A 16,885-nucleotide genomic window follows, 5' to 3' on the forward strand; every position below is an offset into this window, starting at 1 on the left:
AGCGCCAGCTCTGGGTTGCAGAAACAGACCTCTGTTATTTATCTATAACAGTTCTCATGCCTGCCTGAGTTGTAGCTCTTGTTGGGCGGCCATTTTTCCGCCCTGAAGAGGTTCATTTTCGTAATGCCCAGAGATAAATCAACATGGCATTGAGCAAAAATGAAAAGATGAAAAGCAATAGCGTATAGCTTTCACTCCATTCGAGTTCAGTTACAAAACCAAAATGTCTGGTAAAGAGATGATAAAGTAATACATCAGGCATGAAGTAACATACAAGGGAGTAAATAACAAACAGCATCAATGTTTCAATAACCCAGGTCAGGGTATGCTTTTTTGCATTCATCAATACACCTGTATTGTTCCAGGTGCATCTAATCCAGCTGCGACTTTAAACGTGCCGGATGCGAGTAGACCATGCATCAGTATTCTGTAGTGGGAGTGATTTGGTAACGTAATACATCCATTACTAATTCCAGACTGTCCCGCAGGGTGTAACCGGAAAGAACCGCGTTCAACGTTATTGATAAAAGTTCTGTCATCGATGTGAGTATCGTGGCGGTAAAGAGCAAACCAAAAGTCACGGTTTGAACCGCTTTCCAACCCTTTGATTGCGTCATGCCAGTGAGTACCAAGCCCGCCTCGTGGTCGTGTCACGATATAATAGAGTCCTGGTGGTAAGGGGCCCACCTCAGCAGTAGCAACGGCATCAGGATTATTTCTGTTATTCCCCGAGTTTCCAGAATACGCGGGAAAAAAACCTAAGCCAGGACAGCTCAAAGTAGAAAGCTGATAGCCATTCAAATGAAAAGTACACCGAATCATCTGTCTTTCCACTCGTCAGAAAAAATAATATTACCGTCACAGTGCTTCCAGGTTATTTTTTCGTAACGCAGGGCGATACTTTCCAGATGGTTATGTTTCTCTGTTGCCGGGTTTTTAACGTCGTGCATGAGTGGACATATAGATACCACCTTGACATTCTCTAACTGCATATTGAAGTACTCAACTTCCTGCCCGGAATCGTTGATTTTATACCACTTAAATTCCGCACTTTTCAGCGTCTGACCTTTTGCAACGGCTTTGTAGAGATAGGGGCTAGAACTGTCGAATTCCTTCTCAAAAACGAGGGCTGAATGAATACGGGTACCCGTTATTTTTCCTGTCATGTTATCTGTCGGTAGATGCAGTCCGTGACCGAATCCTAACACCTCAATACTTCCTTCCCGATCTTGTACATCAACAGCGCCTTTGATATCTGCGCCGCCATCATCTTTGAGCCAAAGGTATGCTGGAATGGCCATCTCAAACTCCTTTTTTCTTTAACAATTCGTGTTTTAACGAATGTTATTACTCCCTGTGTGATAAGGTTATTAGGCAAAAAGTGTTATGCAAAATATTTATATTTCATTGATTTATAGGAATTTTGTTTGTAATTGACTTAACCTATAGTTAGTGCCAACCTTAGTATTGATGAATAAAAACATTCTTTTTATGAATTTTCCGCATTAAACCGCTTGCTTTGTCGTCAGCGTCGTGCGTTAATGATCTTCTGGTTTTGAGTCCAAATAAATATCTGACGTAGTTTTTAAAGCAGTTCTCATCACGTTGTGCCTCTCCGCAGCCTCTCTTGGGTCTTTATCTACATTCCGATTCGTTTTGTTTAAAACCATTATGCCCAATCGGCCCATTAGTAATTTACGTTTTAACGTTTCAGGAGAATCCTATGACTTCTTATATCCATTTTCGCTGCCCATGCTGCCATGGTTCGCAGTACCGTACCTCAGCCTTTGATGTGTCTGAGAAAAACCCGTTTGGCGCGAAATGCATTTTTTGCAAATCGCCGATGATCACGCTCGACCACCTGGCCGCCGCGCATTCCGCTCAGAGCCACGTGACCGAATACCGTAAGTAATTCATCTTCCAGACTATAACAGTTAGCTAAATCTTCTCTTTTTCTCCTGCTGATATACACTATCGGTCATAAGGAGAATCTGATGAAAAAATACCAGCGTCTGGCGCAACAAATTATCTCGCAGATTGAGCTTGGCGTATGGCTGCCGGGCGATAAGCTGCCTTCCCTGCGAGAGCAGGTGGCAAGCAGCGGCATGAGTTTTATGACCGTTGGCCACGCGTATCAGATGCTGGAAAGTCAGGGGCGCATCGTCGCCAGACCGCAGTCGGGCTATTACGTTGCCTCGCGCCCGACCGCACAACAGCCTGCGCCACCCGCTCAGGTGATGCGTGACGAAGCGGTGGATATCAATACCTATATCTTCGACGTCTTACAGGCCAGCCGCGACCCCTCCGTAGTTCCCTTTGCTTCCGCGTTTCCCGATCCCCGGCTTTTCCCGCTTCAGCAGCTCAACCGCTCGCTGGCTAACGTCAGTAAAACCGCGACGGCGATGAGCGTGATTGAGAACCTGCCGCCGGGTAACGTCGATCTCCGCCACGCCATTGCCCGTCGTTACGCGCAGCAGGGGATGAACATCTCCCCGGAAGAGATCGTGATCACCGCAGGCGCGCTCGAGGCGCTGAATCTTAGCCTGCAGGCGGTGACCGAGCCGGGTGACTGGGTGATTGTCGAAAACCCCTGTTTCTACGGCGCGCTGCAGGCACTGGAACGTCTGAAGCTTAAAGCGTTGTCGATTGCGACAGACGTCCGCGAGGGGATCGATCTCAACGCCCTTGAACAGGCGCTGAATGAGTACCCGGTTAAAGCCTGCTGGATCATGACCAACAGCCAAAACCCGCTCGGCTTCACGCTGAGCGCGGAGAAAAAAGCGCAGCTTGTCGCGCTGTTAACACAGCACAACGTCCCGCTGATTGAAGATGACGTCTACAGCGAACTCTATTTTGGCCGCGAAAAGCCGCTCCCGGCGAAAGCGTGGGATCGTCAGGACATGACGCTTCACTGCTCGTCCTTTTCAAAATGTCTGGTGGCCGGTTTTCGCATCGGCTGGGTGGCGGCAGGAAAACACGCGCGTCGCATTCAGCAGCTGCAGCTGATGAGCACGCTCTCAACCAGTTCTCCCATGCAGCTGGCGCTGGTGGATTACCTGGCGACCAAACGCTACGACGCCCACCTGCGCCGCCTGCGGCGTACGCTGGCCGAGCGGAAACAGCAGGCCTGGCAGTCACTTCTGCGCCATATGCCTGCCGGTGTCAAAATTCACCATAACGACAGCGGCTACTTTTTATGGCTGGAACTGCCGGCACCGCTGGATGCGGGGCTGCTGAGCGAAAAGGCCTTAACGCACCACATCAGCATTGCCCCCGGAAAGATGTTTTCCACCTCTGACGCGTGGACGCCGTTCTTTCGTTTTAATACTTCCTGGGCCTGGGGAGAGCGGGAAGAGCAGGCGGTCATTCAGTTAGGAAAATTAATTAGCACGATGCTGGAATAATCCTTTCTCCGTTATTTAAATAATCAATTCTTATCCTGATGACGGCACTGCGAATATTTCGTGGTGACCTGTCATAGGAAATCTGCATACCGTCTCTCGCGCCTAACTCCTTGTCTATAATCCAGTTAACGGGGAATGCGCCCTCGGTCACACCTTGATGAAATTTCCTGAAGCCGTACGGTGCGGCGCATTTGCGCGGTCTACGTTTAATAAGGGAGATATTTTTACGGCACGGCTGCCGCTAAATTTCATTGCGACAGGAGTAACTCTTATGAGCAAAAATTTTGCCCGCAGCAGCCTGTGTGCGCTCGGCATGACCATCATGACAGCGCAAGCCGCAGAACCCCCCAAGGCCATTGGCGACGGGGAAGGTCGACTGGATATTATCGCCTGGCCGGGATACATCGAGCGGGGGCAGACGGATAAAAACTACGACTGGGTCACCCAGTTTGAAAAAGAGACCGGGTGTGCGGTCAACGTCAAAACGGCAGCCACGTCGGATGAAATGGTCAGCCTGATGGCGAAAGGGGGATACGATCTGGTGACCGCCTCAGGTGATGCCTCCCTGCGGCTGATCATGGGCAAACGCGTCCAGCCGATTAACCCCGATCTTATCCCCAACTGGAAAACCCTCGACGAACGGATTGTGAAAGGGGAATGGTTTAACGTCGGGGGCAAGGTCTACGGCACGCCGTACCAGTGGGGGCCAAACCTGCTGATGTACAACACCAAAACCTTCCCGACGCCGCCGGACAGCTGGAGCGTGGTCTTTACTAAACAGGATCTGCCGGACGGTAAAACCAATCAGGGACGCGTGCAGGCGTATGACGGCCCGATTTACATCGCCGATGCCGCGCTGTTCGTTAAAGCCACGCAGCCGCAGCTGGGTATTAAAGACCCGTACCAGCTCACTGAAGCACAGTATGCCGCCGTGCTTAAGGTGCTTCGCGACCAGCATGCCCTGATCCACCGCTACTGGCACGACACCACCGTCCAGATGAGCGACTTCAAAAACGAAGGTGTCGTGGCCTCCAGCGCCTGGCCGTATCAGGCGAATGCGCTGAAGGCCGAGAACCAGCCCATTGCCACCGTCTTCCCGAAAGAGGGGGTGACAGGCTGGGCGGACACCACCATGCTCCACGCACAAGCTAAACACCCGATGTGCGCCTACAAATGGATGAACTGGTCGCTAACGCCGAAAGTGCAGGGCGATCTGGCCGCATGGTTTGGCTCCCTGCCCGTGGTGCCGGAAGGGTGTAAAGCCAGTACGCTGCTGGGCGATAAAGGCTGCGAAACAAACGGGTATAACGAGTTCGACAAAATCATGTTCTGGAAAACCCCCATCGCAGAAGGCGGCAAATTTGTGCCTTACAGCCGCTGGACGCAGGATTACATCGCCATCATGGGCGGTCGTTAATTGCCCGGGAGCAGAACATGACGTACGCAGTCGAGTTTAACAATGTTTCCCGCCTGTACGGCGACGTCCGGGCGGTGGATGGGGTCACCATTGCGATTCGTGACGGAGAGTTTTTCTCCATGCTGGGGCCTTCGGGCTCCGGCAAAACCACCTGCCTGCGCCTGATAGCCGGTTTTGAACAGCTGTCAGGCGGCACGATCTCTATCTTCGGCAAAGAGGCGAGCGAGCTGCCTCCCTGGGAGCGGGATGTGAACACCGTGTTTCAGGATTACGCGCTATTTCCGCATATGTCGATCCTCGACAATGTTGCCTACGGGCTGATGGTCAAAGGCGTCGACAAGAAAAAACGCCATGCCCAGGCCCGTGATGCCCTGGAAAAAGTGGGCCTGAGCTTTGCCGTTGCCCGCAAACCTTCGCAACTTTCCGGCGGCCAGCGTCAGCGTGTCGCCATTGCCCGCGCGCTGGTGAATGAACCGCGCGTCCTGCTGCTGGACGAGCCTTTAGGGGCGCTCGATCTCAAGTTGCGGGAACAGATGCAGTTCGAGCTGAAGAAGCTTCAGCAGGAACTCGGTATCACCTTTATTTTTGTCACCCACGATCAGGGCGAGGCCCTTTCCATGTCAGATCGGGTGGCGGTGTTCAATAACGGGCGCATCGAGCAGGTGGATACCCCGCGCGATCTTTACATGCGTCCGCGCACGCCGTTTGTCGCCGGTTTTGTCGGCACCTCTAACGTTTTTGATGCGGGCCTTGCGCAGACGCTTTGCGGCATGGAGGGCAGCTATTCCCTGCGCCCGGAACATATTCGCCTCAATGAACAGGGTGACGTTCAGGTTCAGGGCGTCGTGCAGGCCGTTCAGTATCAGGGGGCTGCCACGCGTCTGGAGCTGAAGCTCGCCGATGGCGCCAAACTGCTGGTGAGCCAGGCTAACTTCAGTGACGTCTCGCCGCTGAGCGGCATTGCGCCAGGGCAGGCGGTCATGGCGTCATGGTCACGCGACGCGATGATCCGCCTGCATGAGGAGAGGTGAAATGGATATGAGTGTCGCGCATCCTCCCGCTCCGCGCGGCCGCTTAAGCCGCATGACCGCACTGTTCTGGCGTAAACCGTCGCTCGGTCTGTTCCTGCTTCTGCTTGCGCCGCTGATGTGGTTTGGCATCGTCTATTTAGGATCGTTGCTGACGCTGCTGTGGCAGGGGTTTTACACCTTTGACGATTTCACCATGGCGGTCACGCCGGATCTGACGCTGGCGAATATTCAGGCGCTCTTCAACCCGGCAAACTACGATATCATCCTGCGCACGTTAACGATGGCAATTGTGGTGACCATTGCCAGCGCCATCCTTGCATTCCCGATGGCCTGGTACATGGCGCGATACACCCGAGGCAAGTGGAAGGCTTTCTTCTATATCGCCATAATGCTGCCAATGTGGGCGAGCTATATCGTCAAGGCCTACGCCTGGACGCTGCTGCTGGCGAAGGACGGCGTGGCCCAGTGGTTTCTTAATCATATGGGGCTGGAGCCGATCCTGACCTCGCTCCTTACGCTCCCGGCGATAGGCGGCAACACCTTGTCCACCTCCGGGCTGGGGCGGTTTCTGGTCTTCGTGTACATCTGGCTGCCGTTTATGATCCTGCCCGTCCAGGCGGCGCTGGAGCGCCTGCCGGCCTCGCTACTGCAGGCCTCAGCCGACCTCGGCGCGCGTCCCCGGCAGACTTTTCGCTATGTCGTTCTGCCGCTGGCCATTCCGGGCATTGCGGCGGGCTCAATCTTCACGTTTTCCCTGACGCTGGGGGACTTCATCGTTCCTCAACTGGTCGGCCCGCCGGGCTATTTCATCGGTAACATGGTCTACTCGCAGCAGGGCGCTATCGGCAATATGCCCATGGCCGCCGCGTTCACGCTGGTGCCCATCGTGCTGATTTCTCTTTATCTGGCGTTCGTGAAACGTCTGGGAGCATTCGATGCACTCTGAACGCGCACCGCTGTTCCTGAAAGTGGCAGCGTGGGGAGGCGTCATCTTCCTGCACTTCCCGCTGCTGATTATCGCGATCTATGCCTTCAACACCGAAGATGCCGCCTTCAGCTTTCCGCCGCAGGGGCTGACGCTGAAGTGGTTTAGCGTGGCGGCGGGGCGCGGCGACATTATTGAATCCGTGACGTTGTCACTTCAAATTGCCGCGCTTTCCACCGCCATTGCCCTTGTGCTTGGCACGCTTGCTGCAGCGGCGCTGTGGCGAAGCGCGTTTTTTGGCAAGAATGCGATCTCTCTGCTGCTGCTGTTACCGATTGCATTACCGGGGATCATCACCGGTCTGGCGCTGCTGACGGCCTTCAAAACCATCAACCTTGAGCCGGGGTTTTTCACCATCGTCGTTGGACACGCCACCTTTTGCGTGGTGGTGGTTTTTAACAACGTGATTGCCCGGTTCAGGCGCACCTCCTGGAGTCTGGTCGAAGCGTCGATGGATCTCGGGGCTGACGGGTGGCAAACCTTCCGCTACGTGGTGCTGCCCAATCTGGGTTCCGCGCTGCTGGCCGGGGGAATGCTGGCGTTTGCCCTGTCGTTTGACGAGATAATCGTCACAACATTTACGGCGGGACACGAGCGCACGTTACCGCTGTGGTTGCTCAACCAGCTCGGGCGTCCGCGCGACGTGCCCGTCACCAACGTTGTTGCTCTGCTGGTGATGCTGGTGACAACTATCCCCATTCTGGGAGCCTGGTGGCTAACCCGCGACGGCGAAAACATTGCCGGCAGCGGGAAATAACAGTGAATTCAACAGGAAAATGCTATGCAAAAACATCTGCTGATAAACGGTGAGCTGGTTGCCGGAGAAGGTGAAAAACAGCCGGTTTATAACCCGGCCACCGGAGAGGTACTGCTGGAGATTGCTGAGGCGTCTGCGGCCCAGGTAGACGCGGCGGTGCTGGCTGCTGACCGTGCTTTTGCGGCGTGGGGACAAACGACACCGAAAACCCGCGCCGAGTGCCTGCTGAGGCTGGCGGATGCGATTGAAGCGCACGGCGAGGCGTTTGCCCGGCTCGAGTCCCTCAACTGCGGCAAGCCGCTGCACTGCGCGCTGGGGGATGAAATTCCGGCGGTGGTGGACGTTTTCCGCTTCTTTGCCGGCGCCGCCCGCTGCCTGAACGGCCTGGCTGCGGGGGAATACCTCGAAGGACACACCTCGATGATTCGCCGTGACCCGGTGGGCGTGGTGGCCTCTATCGCGCCATGGAACTATCCGCTGATGATGGCAGCCTGGAAGCTGGCCCCCGCGCTGGCGGCAGGAAACTGCGTGGTGATTAAGCCCTCAGAGATCACGCCCCTGACCGCGCTGAAGCTGGCAGAGCTGGCAAAAGATATCTTCCCGGCGGGCGTTCTGAACGTGCTGTTTGGTCGGGGCAAAACGGTCGGCGACCCGCTCACCGGACACGAGAAGGTCCGCATGGTTTCGCTGACCGGTTCGATTGCGACCGGGGAACATATCATCGGCCATACGGCGTCCTCGATTAAACGCACCCATATGGAGCTGGGTGGCAAAGCGCCGGTAATTGTCTTTGATGATGCCGACCTGGATGCGGTGGTTGAAGGGGTGCGGACGTTTGGTTTCTACAATGCCGGACAGGACTGTACGGCGGCCTGTCGTATTTATGCCCAGAAAGGCATTTATGCCGCGCTGGTGGAAAAGCTGGGCGCCGCGGTTGCCAGTCTTAAAATGGGTGCCCCGGAGGACGAGGCTACCGAACTCGGTCCGCTCAGCTCGGCCGCCCATCTTTCACGCGTCTGCCAGGCCGTCGATGAGGCGAAAGCGCTCGGTCATATCCGGGTTGTCACCGGCGGGAGCAAAAAAGAGGGGACGGGCTACTTCTTCCAGCCAACCCTGCTGGCGGGGGCAAAACAGGACGATGCCATCGTTCAGCGCGAGGTGTTTGGCCCGGTGGTGAGCGTCACCGAATTTGATGACGAGGCGCAGGTGCTGGCCTGGGCGAACGATTCGCAATACGGCCTGGCGTCATCGGTCTGGACGAAAGACGTGGGGCGCGCCCATCGCCTGAGCGCGCGCCTGCAGTACGGCTGCACCTGGGTGAATACCCATTTTATGCTGGTGAGCGAAATGCCGCACGGCGGCATGAAATTATCGGGCTACGGGAAAGATATGTCGGTCTACGGGCTTGAGGATTATACGGTCGTCAGGCATGTGATGATCAAACACTGATCCGCTCAGCCTGGCCGCTTGCGCGGCCAGGCGTGCTCCTTGCTCGCCACATGTGTTACGCAAGATACTCAATTGTTATTAACCGTAATTTTTAAGTGGTTATTCTGTAACGAAAAAACTTGATCTGTGTCAACATATGACGCATATTGCGTGCGGTTATTTTTTCGGCTCTGGTATACAGAATGACGTTGTATCAAAAGATGTTGGTTTTTTACGCAATCATGGCTTCCATCTGCGCATTAATCACCTGGTTCCTCTCTAAAGACCGCAAACGTATCCGCCTGCTCAGCGCTTTCCTGGTGGGGTCAACCTGGCCAATGAGCTTTCCCGTTGCGCTGCTGGTCTCGCTTTTCTGAAGCACGCTTCCAGTTTTAAAAGATGAACATAGCATTCCTGATGTGATGACTGTACAAATACACAGTGCATCATAAAAGGAGTGCTTATGAACAGTTTTTACTCGCAGCAGGCCGGTTGCACCGTGCGCTGGCACGACTTGCCTGGTACCGGCGATCCCGTGGTGTTCATTCACGGGCTGGGCTGCGCCTCTTCCTATGAATATCCCCGCGTCGTTTGTGACCCGCTGTTTGGCGCGCGCAGAGCGATTCTCATTGACTTGCCCGGCAGCGGCTACAGCGACAAGCCCGAGCACTACAGCTATAAAACCACTGACCAGGCGCACGTTGTCGCGGAACTGATTGACCATCTTGAGCTGGATTCCTTCTGGTTATACGGCCACAGCATGGGCGGCAGTATTGCTATCGAAACGGCGGGGCTGCTGGCAACGCGCGTGAAGGGACTGATGGTGTCAGAGCCCAATTTTCACGCGGGTGGGGGCATGTTCAGCCGGTCTATAGCGGCGCAATCAGAGCAACAATTTCTGAAGCACGGCTATGACGCCATGCTCAGCGCAGAAAAAACGGCGTGGGCGGGATGCCTGCAGAGCAATGCGCCGTACGCCGTATGGCGAGGTGCATCGAGCCTGGTGGCGGGCGTTGAGCCGGAATGGGAAGCGCAGTTCCTGTCACTTTCTTGCCCGGTAACGTTGATTTTTGGCGAGCTCTCTCTGCCGGATGACGATGTGGAAAATCTCCAGCAGAAGGGCGTTGAGGTGAAAATTATTCCTGCGGCGGGGCACTCAATGTCCTGGGAAAACCCCTCTGCGCTGGCGCGGGCCTTAGCCGAATGTATGACGATGTGATTATTGTGCAATGTATCATCGTTGCGAAATGTAGGCCGGGTAAGCGCAGCGCCACCCGGCAAGAAGGGCGGTTACTTTATTAAAGCCCGTAGTGCCTGACGTGCGTCAGGCGGAACATCATGCGGGTGCTGGTAATCAATGTTCTCTATCGCGCGGCTATAGAGTGCGACCAGCCAGTCGTAAACATATGAGGTAGCCGCATGGACCGGCTGTTCTCCCAGGCGCGTCAGGCGAGGTTCGGCGCTGCTGACCACTGGCGTGACGAAGATGGCCTGGCCCTTACGGATGCGGCTTGCCGGACGCGTCGCCACGGGCGTCTGGTCGTAACCCAGCCAGCCAACGAAATTGCCCATCACAGCATGCAGTTGCGCAGCGCTACTTTTATCTGCTTCGACAATTCGCTGCAGCTGTTGAGGCAGATTCAGCCGGTAGCTGGTGACGACCAGCACATCCGCGATTTGCTGTAACACCTCTGGATCCAGCCCAAGACGGGCGGCGGTCGCCTCGTTGCGGCTCCACTGGCGCAGATGATTTATCCATACTCTGTGCGCCAGACGCGCTTTGTCTTTGGTCTGGAACAGGCCTGCGCTTTCCTGGGCATTATCAGCAAACAGGTCAATGGTATCCGTAAACAGCCCGTTAACCTGCTCCTCGCGCGGCTGCTGAACGGCCAGCAGCGTTTCAAAGGCCTTCAGCGGCGGCAGCAGGCCTTCAAGCAGCTCGCCGTGGCGGGCGGCGCTGCTTTGCAGCATGCGCACCATATTTTCTGCCTGAGCGCGTCGGGTACCCGGTTCCTCAACCAGCGGTGCCAGGTAGCTTTGCATTAGCGCCGAGAGCTCCAGACGCAGCGAGTTTTTCAGCGTGCCGAGACGTTTCTGTCGCTGCGCGGGCAACGTGGCCTGAGACAGCCACTCGATGACGCGCTGCATGCTGTGGCTGTCCAGGGCCTGCAGCGTGCCCCAGCGTAAGCCTGGCTTTCCGAGCAGATGCTGTACGGCTTCGTCGAGGTTCTGCCGGGTAGTAAAGCGGGCGTCATGCGGAGTGATCGCCCATACCAGACCTGGAAGGGCAGACTCTTCAGCAGGCTGCGTCTCCTTCACCCAGTTCATTAACACTTTTGCTTTTTTAGCCGTCTGTTCGTGCTGCGCCGTCGCGTTACAAATCACCAGCACATCAGGCTGAAGCTGTTGACGGTAATGCTCGAGCAGCCACTGGGATTTCGCCTGGCGTAGCGGGTCGGCACGGTTATCTTCAAAAACCGGAATATCAATAATATCGACGTTATCCAGCGCGCCGTTCTCAACCGGCAACACCAGCTCGCGGGTCAGGAAGGCCAGCACATCGACGGGGATACTGATGGCGTTAAGCATTTCACCACCATTCAGCGGATGAAGCAGCGTCTCCTGCGCGTCCTGATGGTCTAACGTGCCGTCGTGCGTCAGGAACCCTTCACCCGGCAGCCCAAAGCTGTCCACCAGCAGGCTAAGGGGGGCCGCAAGCTCGCTGGCATGGCTGGTCTGGTGCAGCACATGGGCCAGGTTTAACCACTGCTGGGTCAGTTCCTGCTGTTCGCCCCACAGCAGGGACCAGACGCTGGCCCGCGTGCTGAGATCGAGCGATGGCACCAGCTGGGCAAACTCATACCAGAGGGCATCATCAATTTGCTGTTTCGCGGCGGGTACGGTGCTTTGCCAGAAGCGGGCAATCGCTCCCACCTCCTGAGCAGTGATACCGGGCACGCCATGTGGCTGGCGCAGCCCGCGCCATTTCTCCAGACGTGTCTCAATGACCGCCTTATCCACCGCGCGCATCTGCGGGTGCAGGGTCGTGCGGGCAATAAACAGCTGTACCAGCTCGGCCTCGGTGACCAGACGCAGACGCAGCGGGAACGCCTCATCAGCCACCTCCGGGGTTTCCCGGGTGAAGCGGACGGCCATGTTGGTCAGGGCATGTCCCGGATTGATATGCGAAAAATAGTCAAAGGTGCGCTGGCCTGGCGTTACGTTAAGGCGTCCATTGCCGCTGCCGCACAGAGACAGCAGCAGGTGCGCTTTCGCGCTCTGCGAATGACCGTAAAGCCCAATGCTGCTCTGGCGAGTCATGGCGCGTTCAATGGCTTGCTCCCGCGCCTGCACCGCGTTGATGCGAGCAAGCAGGGCGTCAGCATCGTTATCCAGCACTGGGGCGTTCAGGCGCGTCTCATTAATCCACCCGATTACGGCCTGAGTGGTGTTCGTGGTCGCTGTCATTTCAGGTATACGCTCCCGCTGTCGATCCAGTAGTGGCTGCCGCTGTGTCGGCGGTCGGCCAAAGTATTCAGTTTGAAGGTTAGTGCGTCAGGCGCAACCGGCGTGCCGTCCTGCAGCCAGGCATCGCTCAGCTCGAAGGCTTCCGGGCCTTCCTGCTTGGTGCCGCCGCAGAGCTTGAGCCGCACGTTCAGCACGCCGTCGCCGGCAATGGCTTTGGCAAGTTCAGCCGAGTTAATGCTGAGCGTGTAGAGCGGCGTGGCCGGCCAGCGCGCGTTCGCCAGCTGGCGGAAGCCGAGCGTCACGTTCCCGCGCAGCGGGAAGTGCAGGCGCGCATCAAGCTTCGCGCCGGGTTTATCAAGATCGATATCCTGATACCAGACGTTTTCCTCGCGCAGGGTATTGACGGTGTTATCCAGCACGCCCAGATAGCGCACGGTGGAATACGCGCCAATGTCCGCGGCTTTAAAGTTGAAGCGCGGCAGACGCAGGTCAAGCGCCAGGCTGCAGAGCATGGCCCCCACGGCAGCGGTCGATTTCGGGTTGCCAATGCGCCCCTGCTGGCTGAACGGATACCACTCATGTACCTGGTATTTATCCAGCCAGACGATGCGGTTGACCGGCACCGGCTGCAGGTGACGAATGAGCGCCTGAACCCCAGGCAGGCAGCCCGGGCGTCCGGTGATCAGCAGAATATCGCAGCTGTAATGGGAGATCGCCTCACATACCGCGTGGAGCGGGGAGGCCAGCGTAAACTGCCCGGCCAGCATCGCATCCTGCATTTCGCGGAAGTTCACATGCAGCGGCACGGCGAAAAGATCAAAAGCGTCTGAACCCGCAGGCAGGGCATGATCGATCGCCTGCTGCAGATAGTTCATCACGTTGCGGGTCGGCTTCTGCGGCAGCAGATCGCCAAAGGTGGCATGCAGACCGGCCAGCGGATCGTCAACGTCGCTGGATTCCCATCCGGCAAGAATGGCATGGCCAATCGGCATAAAGAGCTGCAGCGCCGTTTGCTGGCGCAGTACGGCCTGGGTATCAATGCGTCCGGAGTCACCGAACAGCGAGGCCATCAGCAGCGAGGCATCCGCGATACCGGATTTCTGCAGCTGCGTTTGCAGAGCGGGCAACACGTAGCGCTGAATCACGTCCAGAAGCGTATCGTCACCCGCGACCTTAAAGCCTTCGCGGAACAGCAGCTGCGGGGTGATTTTGACGTTATTGCCGGAACCGTCGTCCAGCTGGTAATGGGTGATCGCCATATCCGTTGTGCCGCCGCCGATGTCGATGGACGCGACGCGCAACGCGCGTCCCGGCTGGCTACCCGGCTCAGGCTCACGGTCCGGACGGGCAAGGGAGGCGAAGAAGGCTTCGGTCTGGCCGCCAAAGCGGGAGATGGCTTCGTTATACAGCCAGACCAGCTGACCGCAGCTGGCTTCATCCCACTCCATCTGGATTTCAGGTACCGGCACCACGCTTTTTTCCTGCTGTTTGCGGGTGACAAAATCCTCATCCTGCGGGTGCCATCCCATCGCTTTCCAGACAATCGCGATGGCTTCAAACATGCGGCGACGGAAGATCTCGCGCTCCTGCTTTGGCATCGCGGAGGGCAGCGTCAGGATCAGCGTGCGCAGCTGGCGCGGCGAGGCAGGGAAGCCCAGGCGCAGGCGCGTGGCGACGCTGTTGATCTGCCCCAGCGCCTGTGCCAGCAGCTCGCACAGCATATGGGTCATCAGGGTGCTGCGGCTGTACTGCGGCGAGAAGACCGGCAGGCGCTCGTCCTGCGGCAGCGTGAAGAGCGGCTCGCCGTCATCATTCATCAGGTTCATCAGCGGGAACGCGGTGGCAAGCGGTTCACGCTGGGTCTTGCTGTTCATCTGGCTAAAGCGCCAGTCCTGCACGACCGGGGTTTCATCCCACAGGTAGCGACGCGGGCTGGAGATACCGCTGTTGCCTTCGGTTCCCAGACGCTGCATCGCCAGCTTGCGGGCTTCATCACCGACGCGGACAATCGACGGCCAGACAAAGGCGTCTTCGCGACCGCTTTCCACCGAGAAGTGCTGCTTGCCAAAACGCGCTTCTGAAAACTCGAGACGGCTGGTGAACAGCGGCTCGTTCAGGAACTGCGGCTCGCTGAGCGAGCGAACCTGCAGCTCGGCGGTCTGACGCAGCCCATCGTTCGCATCGCCGTGGTCTTCAATAATGACGCCGCAGGTATGGGTGTTACCCACGTCGAGGATCAGGTCAACCGGAATGGCTGGCGTGCTGAGTGTATGGGTGACAAATTTCACTTCCGGTACGGTGAGCTGTTCACCGAGCATGGTCAGCAGGTTAAGCCAGTGGGCCTGATACTCAAAACTGCGCATCGCCTGCTGCAGGTCGCGTTCAGAGCGGTTCTCAACGCCGTCGGCATACTGGGTAAACGCCTCGCGCAGCCAGCCGTCAATCCAGGTCTGATCGAGGAAACTGTCTACCTCGTTATCGCGCCACGCCAGCGCGAAGCGGGTGCCGTTCAGAATATCGTTTTCCACCGGAGAGAGCGCGGACGTGGCATGATCGGCAATCTGGCTGTCAAGCGCGAGGGTGACGCGGTGCGTATTGCCTGCCGTGTCCGGGGTGTCAAGCTTGCGCACCTGAACGCGGGCCCAGTTATCCGGCCCTTCAACAAAGGTCCGCGGCGGGTTGAAGCGCAGGAACGGAACCGGAAGCCAGACGCCGTCCAGCACCGCCAGCGACTGATGCAGCGGGATAGTGGTTTCCGGTTTGACCACTTCAGGCTGCCCGCCGTTCATGCCGGGCAGGGTATAGCGACCGTTGACTAGGTCGAAATCGAGGCGCAATAGCGGGCCGTTCGCGGTTTTACGTACGAAGCGCCCGTTGCTGGCGGAGTCCTGCGGCGTCAGACCGAAATCGAGGAACTGCACGCCGCTGTTGGCAATAAGCGTGACGCTTTGTTTATAGTCGCAAAGATTTACCAGCATAGGATCAGGCACCTGCTTTCTTGAACGTCAGTGGGACGACGGTGTTGGCATCATAACGGGCGCGACATTCTGCGATATCGCTGGTGCCTGCTTTACAGGCAACCTCCGGCATCGGGTAGCGGGAACCGTCGGTGCAGCGGGCAGTGCCGCGACTCTTAATCATCAGCTCGCCATTGCTGTGCAGTCCGGAGAAGACCTCCGCGCGGCAGACAATGTTGTCGCCATGGACAACGCGGGCGAAACCTTTGTTGTTCTGGATCTGATAGCGCAGCGACGGCGGCTTGCCGGTGACCGGATCCTTCACGTCGAGGATGGCGCGCCAGGTGCCGTTCAGGAAGCGCGTCGATCCCGCTTTCACCTGATTCGCTTCCATCACCATGGCGTCTTTCGGAATGGCGACAATCACCACCGGAGCGGGTTGTGGCGCAGCTTCAGCCGGAGCCGCTTCTTTTTCTTTGCTGGCCACGACCTCTGCCTGATGCAGCGGTAACTTCATCGCCAGCGGCTCAACTGCCTTGATCGGCTTTGGCGCAATCTCCACGGGTTCAGGTGCGGGCGCCGGGGCGGGCTCAGCGGAAGGCGCCTGTTTTGGCCACAGCAGCGGGGCGGCAACGGCGGCAACGATCACGGCGGCAACCGGCAGGGTCCACAGGGGAACGCGACGCTTTTTCACGACGTTCGCCGGAGCAGGCGCCTGAACAGGTTGTGCAACGACGGGGGCCGGTTCGGGCTCATACAGCTCCTCCGGCGTAATACGCACCACCGTGGATGGGGCGATCAGCGGCTCGTCAGCGTGCTCAAAGGTCATCACCGGCTCTGGCTCAGGCTCGGGTTCAGGATCGTCAATCACAACGGGGGCTGGCTCAGGGATCAGCGATTCACGCAGGCAGTCGAGGACATCGTCGCGCGCGTTCTCGTTGAGGTTTACAAACCCCCAGAAGCTGATGACCGGCTTTCCGTCCACCAGGAAGAGGAAGTTTTCGCCCGGAAACTGAAACGCCTTTGACAGCAGAGAGCCAAAAAGCTGTTGCGCGGTTTTGGGCGACTGCAGGCATTTCTTGCTTAATGACTCGACGCTGGCGAGCGTGTTTTCCAGATAGCGCAGGGCGCGATAGCGATCATCTTCATCGGCCGCTTTCCAGCTGATTACGCTCCCTTCAACCGGGGAATACCAGTCCACGCGGTCGCCGCTGTCGTTGACCTGAGGAATTGCCAGACAGTCGACGATGGCCTGTTGTTTGCGCAACCGGAGCGCTTCCCGGATTTGCAACGCTGATTCGAAAACGGCTTGTCCGCCGCCGCCAACGGCCTGAAAATCATCCAGATTACCGCTGCGTAAAAGAGTTTTTGCCACGATTTGATCCCATATACTTCTTCACACCATTACTTTAACGAAACGAGGAAGCAACCAAACGGA

At 57.1% G+C, this 16,885-nt stretch carries 14 protein-coding genes; 9 read left to right on the plus strand and 5 right to left on the minus strand.

Translation table 11 applies throughout. The features are described 5' to 3' along the window. Positions 1-342 precede the first annotated feature (342 nt). Both CWR52_RS00235 and CWR52_RS00240 read right to left on the minus strand, forming a co-directional pair. Complete coding sequence (locus CWR52_RS00235) at positions 343-822, minus strand: DUF2778 domain-containing protein (protein WP_104948425.1); 480 nt, start codon at positions 820-822, stop codon at positions 343-345. Next, entirely contained in the window at positions 819-1,301 is a 483-nt protein-coding gene (locus CWR52_RS00240) for an Hcp family type VI secretion system effector (RefSeq protein WP_104948426.1), read from the minus strand. The genes CWR52_RS00235 and CWR52_RS00240 overlap by 4 nt, the downstream gene beginning before the upstream one ends. Positions 1,302-1,723: 422 nt before the next feature. On the opposite strand from CWR52_RS00240, the gene CWR52_RS00245 reads away from it, so the two are divergent. From CWR52_RS00245 to CWR52_RS00285, 9 genes are all read left to right on the plus strand, one after another. Beyond that, positions 1,724-1,912 (plus strand): hypothetical protein, encoded by a 189-nt coding sequence (locus CWR52_RS00245; RefSeq protein ID WP_032645155.1) that lies wholly within the window; start codon positions 1,724-1,726, stop codon positions 1,910-1,912. 82 nt (positions 1,913-1,994) lie between these two features. Further along, positions 1,995-3,404: a PLP-dependent aminotransferase family protein gene (locus CWR52_RS00250; RefSeq protein ID WP_032674890.1), complete on the plus strand. Its 1,410-nt coding sequence runs from the start codon at positions 1,995-1,997 to the stop codon at positions 3,402-3,404. 271 nt (positions 3,405-3,675) lie between these two features. Then, complete coding sequence (ydcS, locus tag CWR52_RS00255; protein WP_024907240.1) at positions 3,676-4,821, plus strand: putative ABC transporter substrate-binding protein YdcS; 1,146 nt, start codon at positions 3,676-3,678, stop codon at positions 4,819-4,821. A 17-nt stretch (positions 4,822-4,838) separates the two neighbouring features. After that, a complete protein-coding gene (locus CWR52_RS00260; protein ID WP_104948427.1) occupies positions 4,839-5,852 on the plus strand; it encodes an ABC transporter ATP-binding protein in 1,014 nt (337 codons plus the stop codon). A 1-nt stretch (position 5,853) separates the two neighbouring features. Continuing rightward, positions 5,854-6,798 (plus strand): ABC transporter permease, encoded by a 945-nt coding sequence (locus CWR52_RS00265; protein WP_104948428.1) that lies wholly within the window; start codon positions 5,854-5,856, stop codon positions 6,796-6,798. Further along, the gene (locus CWR52_RS00270; RefSeq protein WP_104948429.1) at positions 6,788-7,594 is read left to right on the plus strand and encodes an ABC transporter permease; all 807 of its coding nucleotides are present in this window, start codon (positions 6,788-6,790) and stop codon (positions 7,592-7,594) included. Before CWR52_RS00265 ends, CWR52_RS00270 begins: the two co-directional genes overlap by 11 nt. Positions 7,595-7,618: 24 nt before the next feature. Further along, complete coding sequence (gene patD / locus CWR52_RS00275; protein WP_104948430.1) at positions 7,619-9,043, plus strand: aminobutyraldehyde dehydrogenase; 1,425 nt, start codon at positions 7,619-7,621, stop codon at positions 9,041-9,043. A gap of 182 nt (positions 9,044-9,225) precedes the next feature. Continuing rightward, positions 9,226-9,399 (plus strand): GhoT/OrtT family toxin, encoded by a 174-nt coding sequence (locus CWR52_RS00280; RefSeq protein WP_013096478.1) that lies wholly within the window; start codon positions 9,226-9,228, stop codon positions 9,397-9,399. Between the two features lie 86 nt (positions 9,400-9,485). Then, complete coding sequence (locus CWR52_RS00285) at positions 9,486-10,241, plus strand: alpha/beta fold hydrolase (protein ID WP_104948431.1); 756 nt, start codon at positions 9,486-9,488, stop codon at positions 10,239-10,241. A 71-nt stretch (positions 10,242-10,312) separates the two neighbouring features. Here CWR52_RS00285 and CWR52_RS00290 read toward each other — a convergent pair whose 3' ends face one another. From CWR52_RS00290 to CWR52_RS00300, 3 genes are read right to left on the minus strand one after another with little or no spacing between them, the layout of a single operon-like run. Then, a complete protein-coding gene (locus tag CWR52_RS00290) occupies positions 10,313-12,490 on the minus strand; it encodes a virulence factor SrfC family protein (protein ID WP_104948432.1) in 2,178 nt (725 codons plus the stop codon). Then, positions 12,487-15,468 carry a virulence factor SrfB gene (locus CWR52_RS00295; protein WP_104948433.1) on the minus strand — a complete coding sequence of 994 codons (2,982 nt, stop codon included), beginning with the start codon at positions 15,466-15,468 and terminating at the stop codon, positions 12,487-12,489. Before CWR52_RS00295 ends, CWR52_RS00290 begins: the two co-directional genes overlap by 4 nt. A gap of 4 nt (positions 15,469-15,472) precedes the next feature. Then, the gene (locus CWR52_RS00300) at positions 15,473-16,822 is read right to left on the minus strand and encodes an SrfA family protein (RefSeq protein WP_104948434.1); all 1,350 of its coding nucleotides are present in this window, start codon (positions 16,820-16,822) and stop codon (positions 15,473-15,475) included. Positions 16,823-16,885: the final 63 nt, after the last annotated feature.

This window comes from Enterobacter sp. SGAir0187, from assembly GCF_002952735.2.
Taxonomy (GTDB): domain Bacteria; phylum Pseudomonadota; class Gammaproteobacteria; order Enterobacterales; family Enterobacteriaceae; genus Enterobacter; species Enterobacter quasiroggenkampii.

Coding starts and splice junctions, on each gene's coding strand:
- CWR52_RS00240 (WP_104948426.1), bottom strand. CDS start 1,301: ATGGCCATTCCAGCATACCTTTGGCTCAAAGATGATGGCGGCGCAGAT.
- CWR52_RS00280 (WP_013096478.1), top strand. CDS start 9,226: ATGACGTTGTATCAAAAGATGTTGGTTTTTTACGCAATCATGGCTTCC.
- ydcS (WP_024907240.1), top strand. CDS start 3,676: ATGAGCAAAAATTTTGCCCGCAGCAGCCTGTGTGCGCTCGGCATGACC.
- CWR52_RS00260 (WP_104948427.1), top strand. CDS start 4,839: ATGACGTACGCAGTCGAGTTTAACAATGTTTCCCGCCTGTACGGCGAC.
- CWR52_RS00290 (WP_104948432.1), bottom strand. CDS start 12,490: ATGACAGCGACCACGAACACCACTCAGGCCGTAATCGGGTGGATTAAT.
- patD (WP_104948430.1), top strand. CDS start 7,619: ATGCAAAAACATCTGCTGATAAACGGTGAGCTGGTTGCCGGAGAAGGT.
- CWR52_RS00245 (WP_032645155.1), top strand. CDS start 1,724: ATGACTTCTTATATCCATTTTCGCTGCCCATGCTGCCATGGTTCGCAG.
- CWR52_RS00250 (WP_032674890.1), top strand. CDS start 1,995: ATGAAAAAATACCAGCGTCTGGCGCAACAAATTATCTCGCAGATTGAG.
- CWR52_RS00295 (WP_104948433.1), bottom strand. CDS start 15,468: ATGCTGGTAAATCTTTGCGACTATAAACAAAGCGTCACGCTTATTGCC.
- CWR52_RS00235 (WP_104948425.1), bottom strand. CDS start 822: ATGATTCGGTGTACTTTTCATTTGAATGGCTATCAGCTTTCTACTTTG.
- CWR52_RS00285 (WP_104948431.1), top strand. CDS start 9,486: ATGAACAGTTTTTACTCGCAGCAGGCCGGTTGCACCGTGCGCTGGCAC.
- CWR52_RS00270 (WP_104948429.1), top strand. CDS start 6,788: ATGCACTCTGAACGCGCACCGCTGTTCCTGAAAGTGGCAGCGTGGGGA.
- CWR52_RS00265 (WP_104948428.1), top strand. CDS start 5,854: ATGGATATGAGTGTCGCGCATCCTCCCGCTCCGCGCGGCCGCTTAAGC.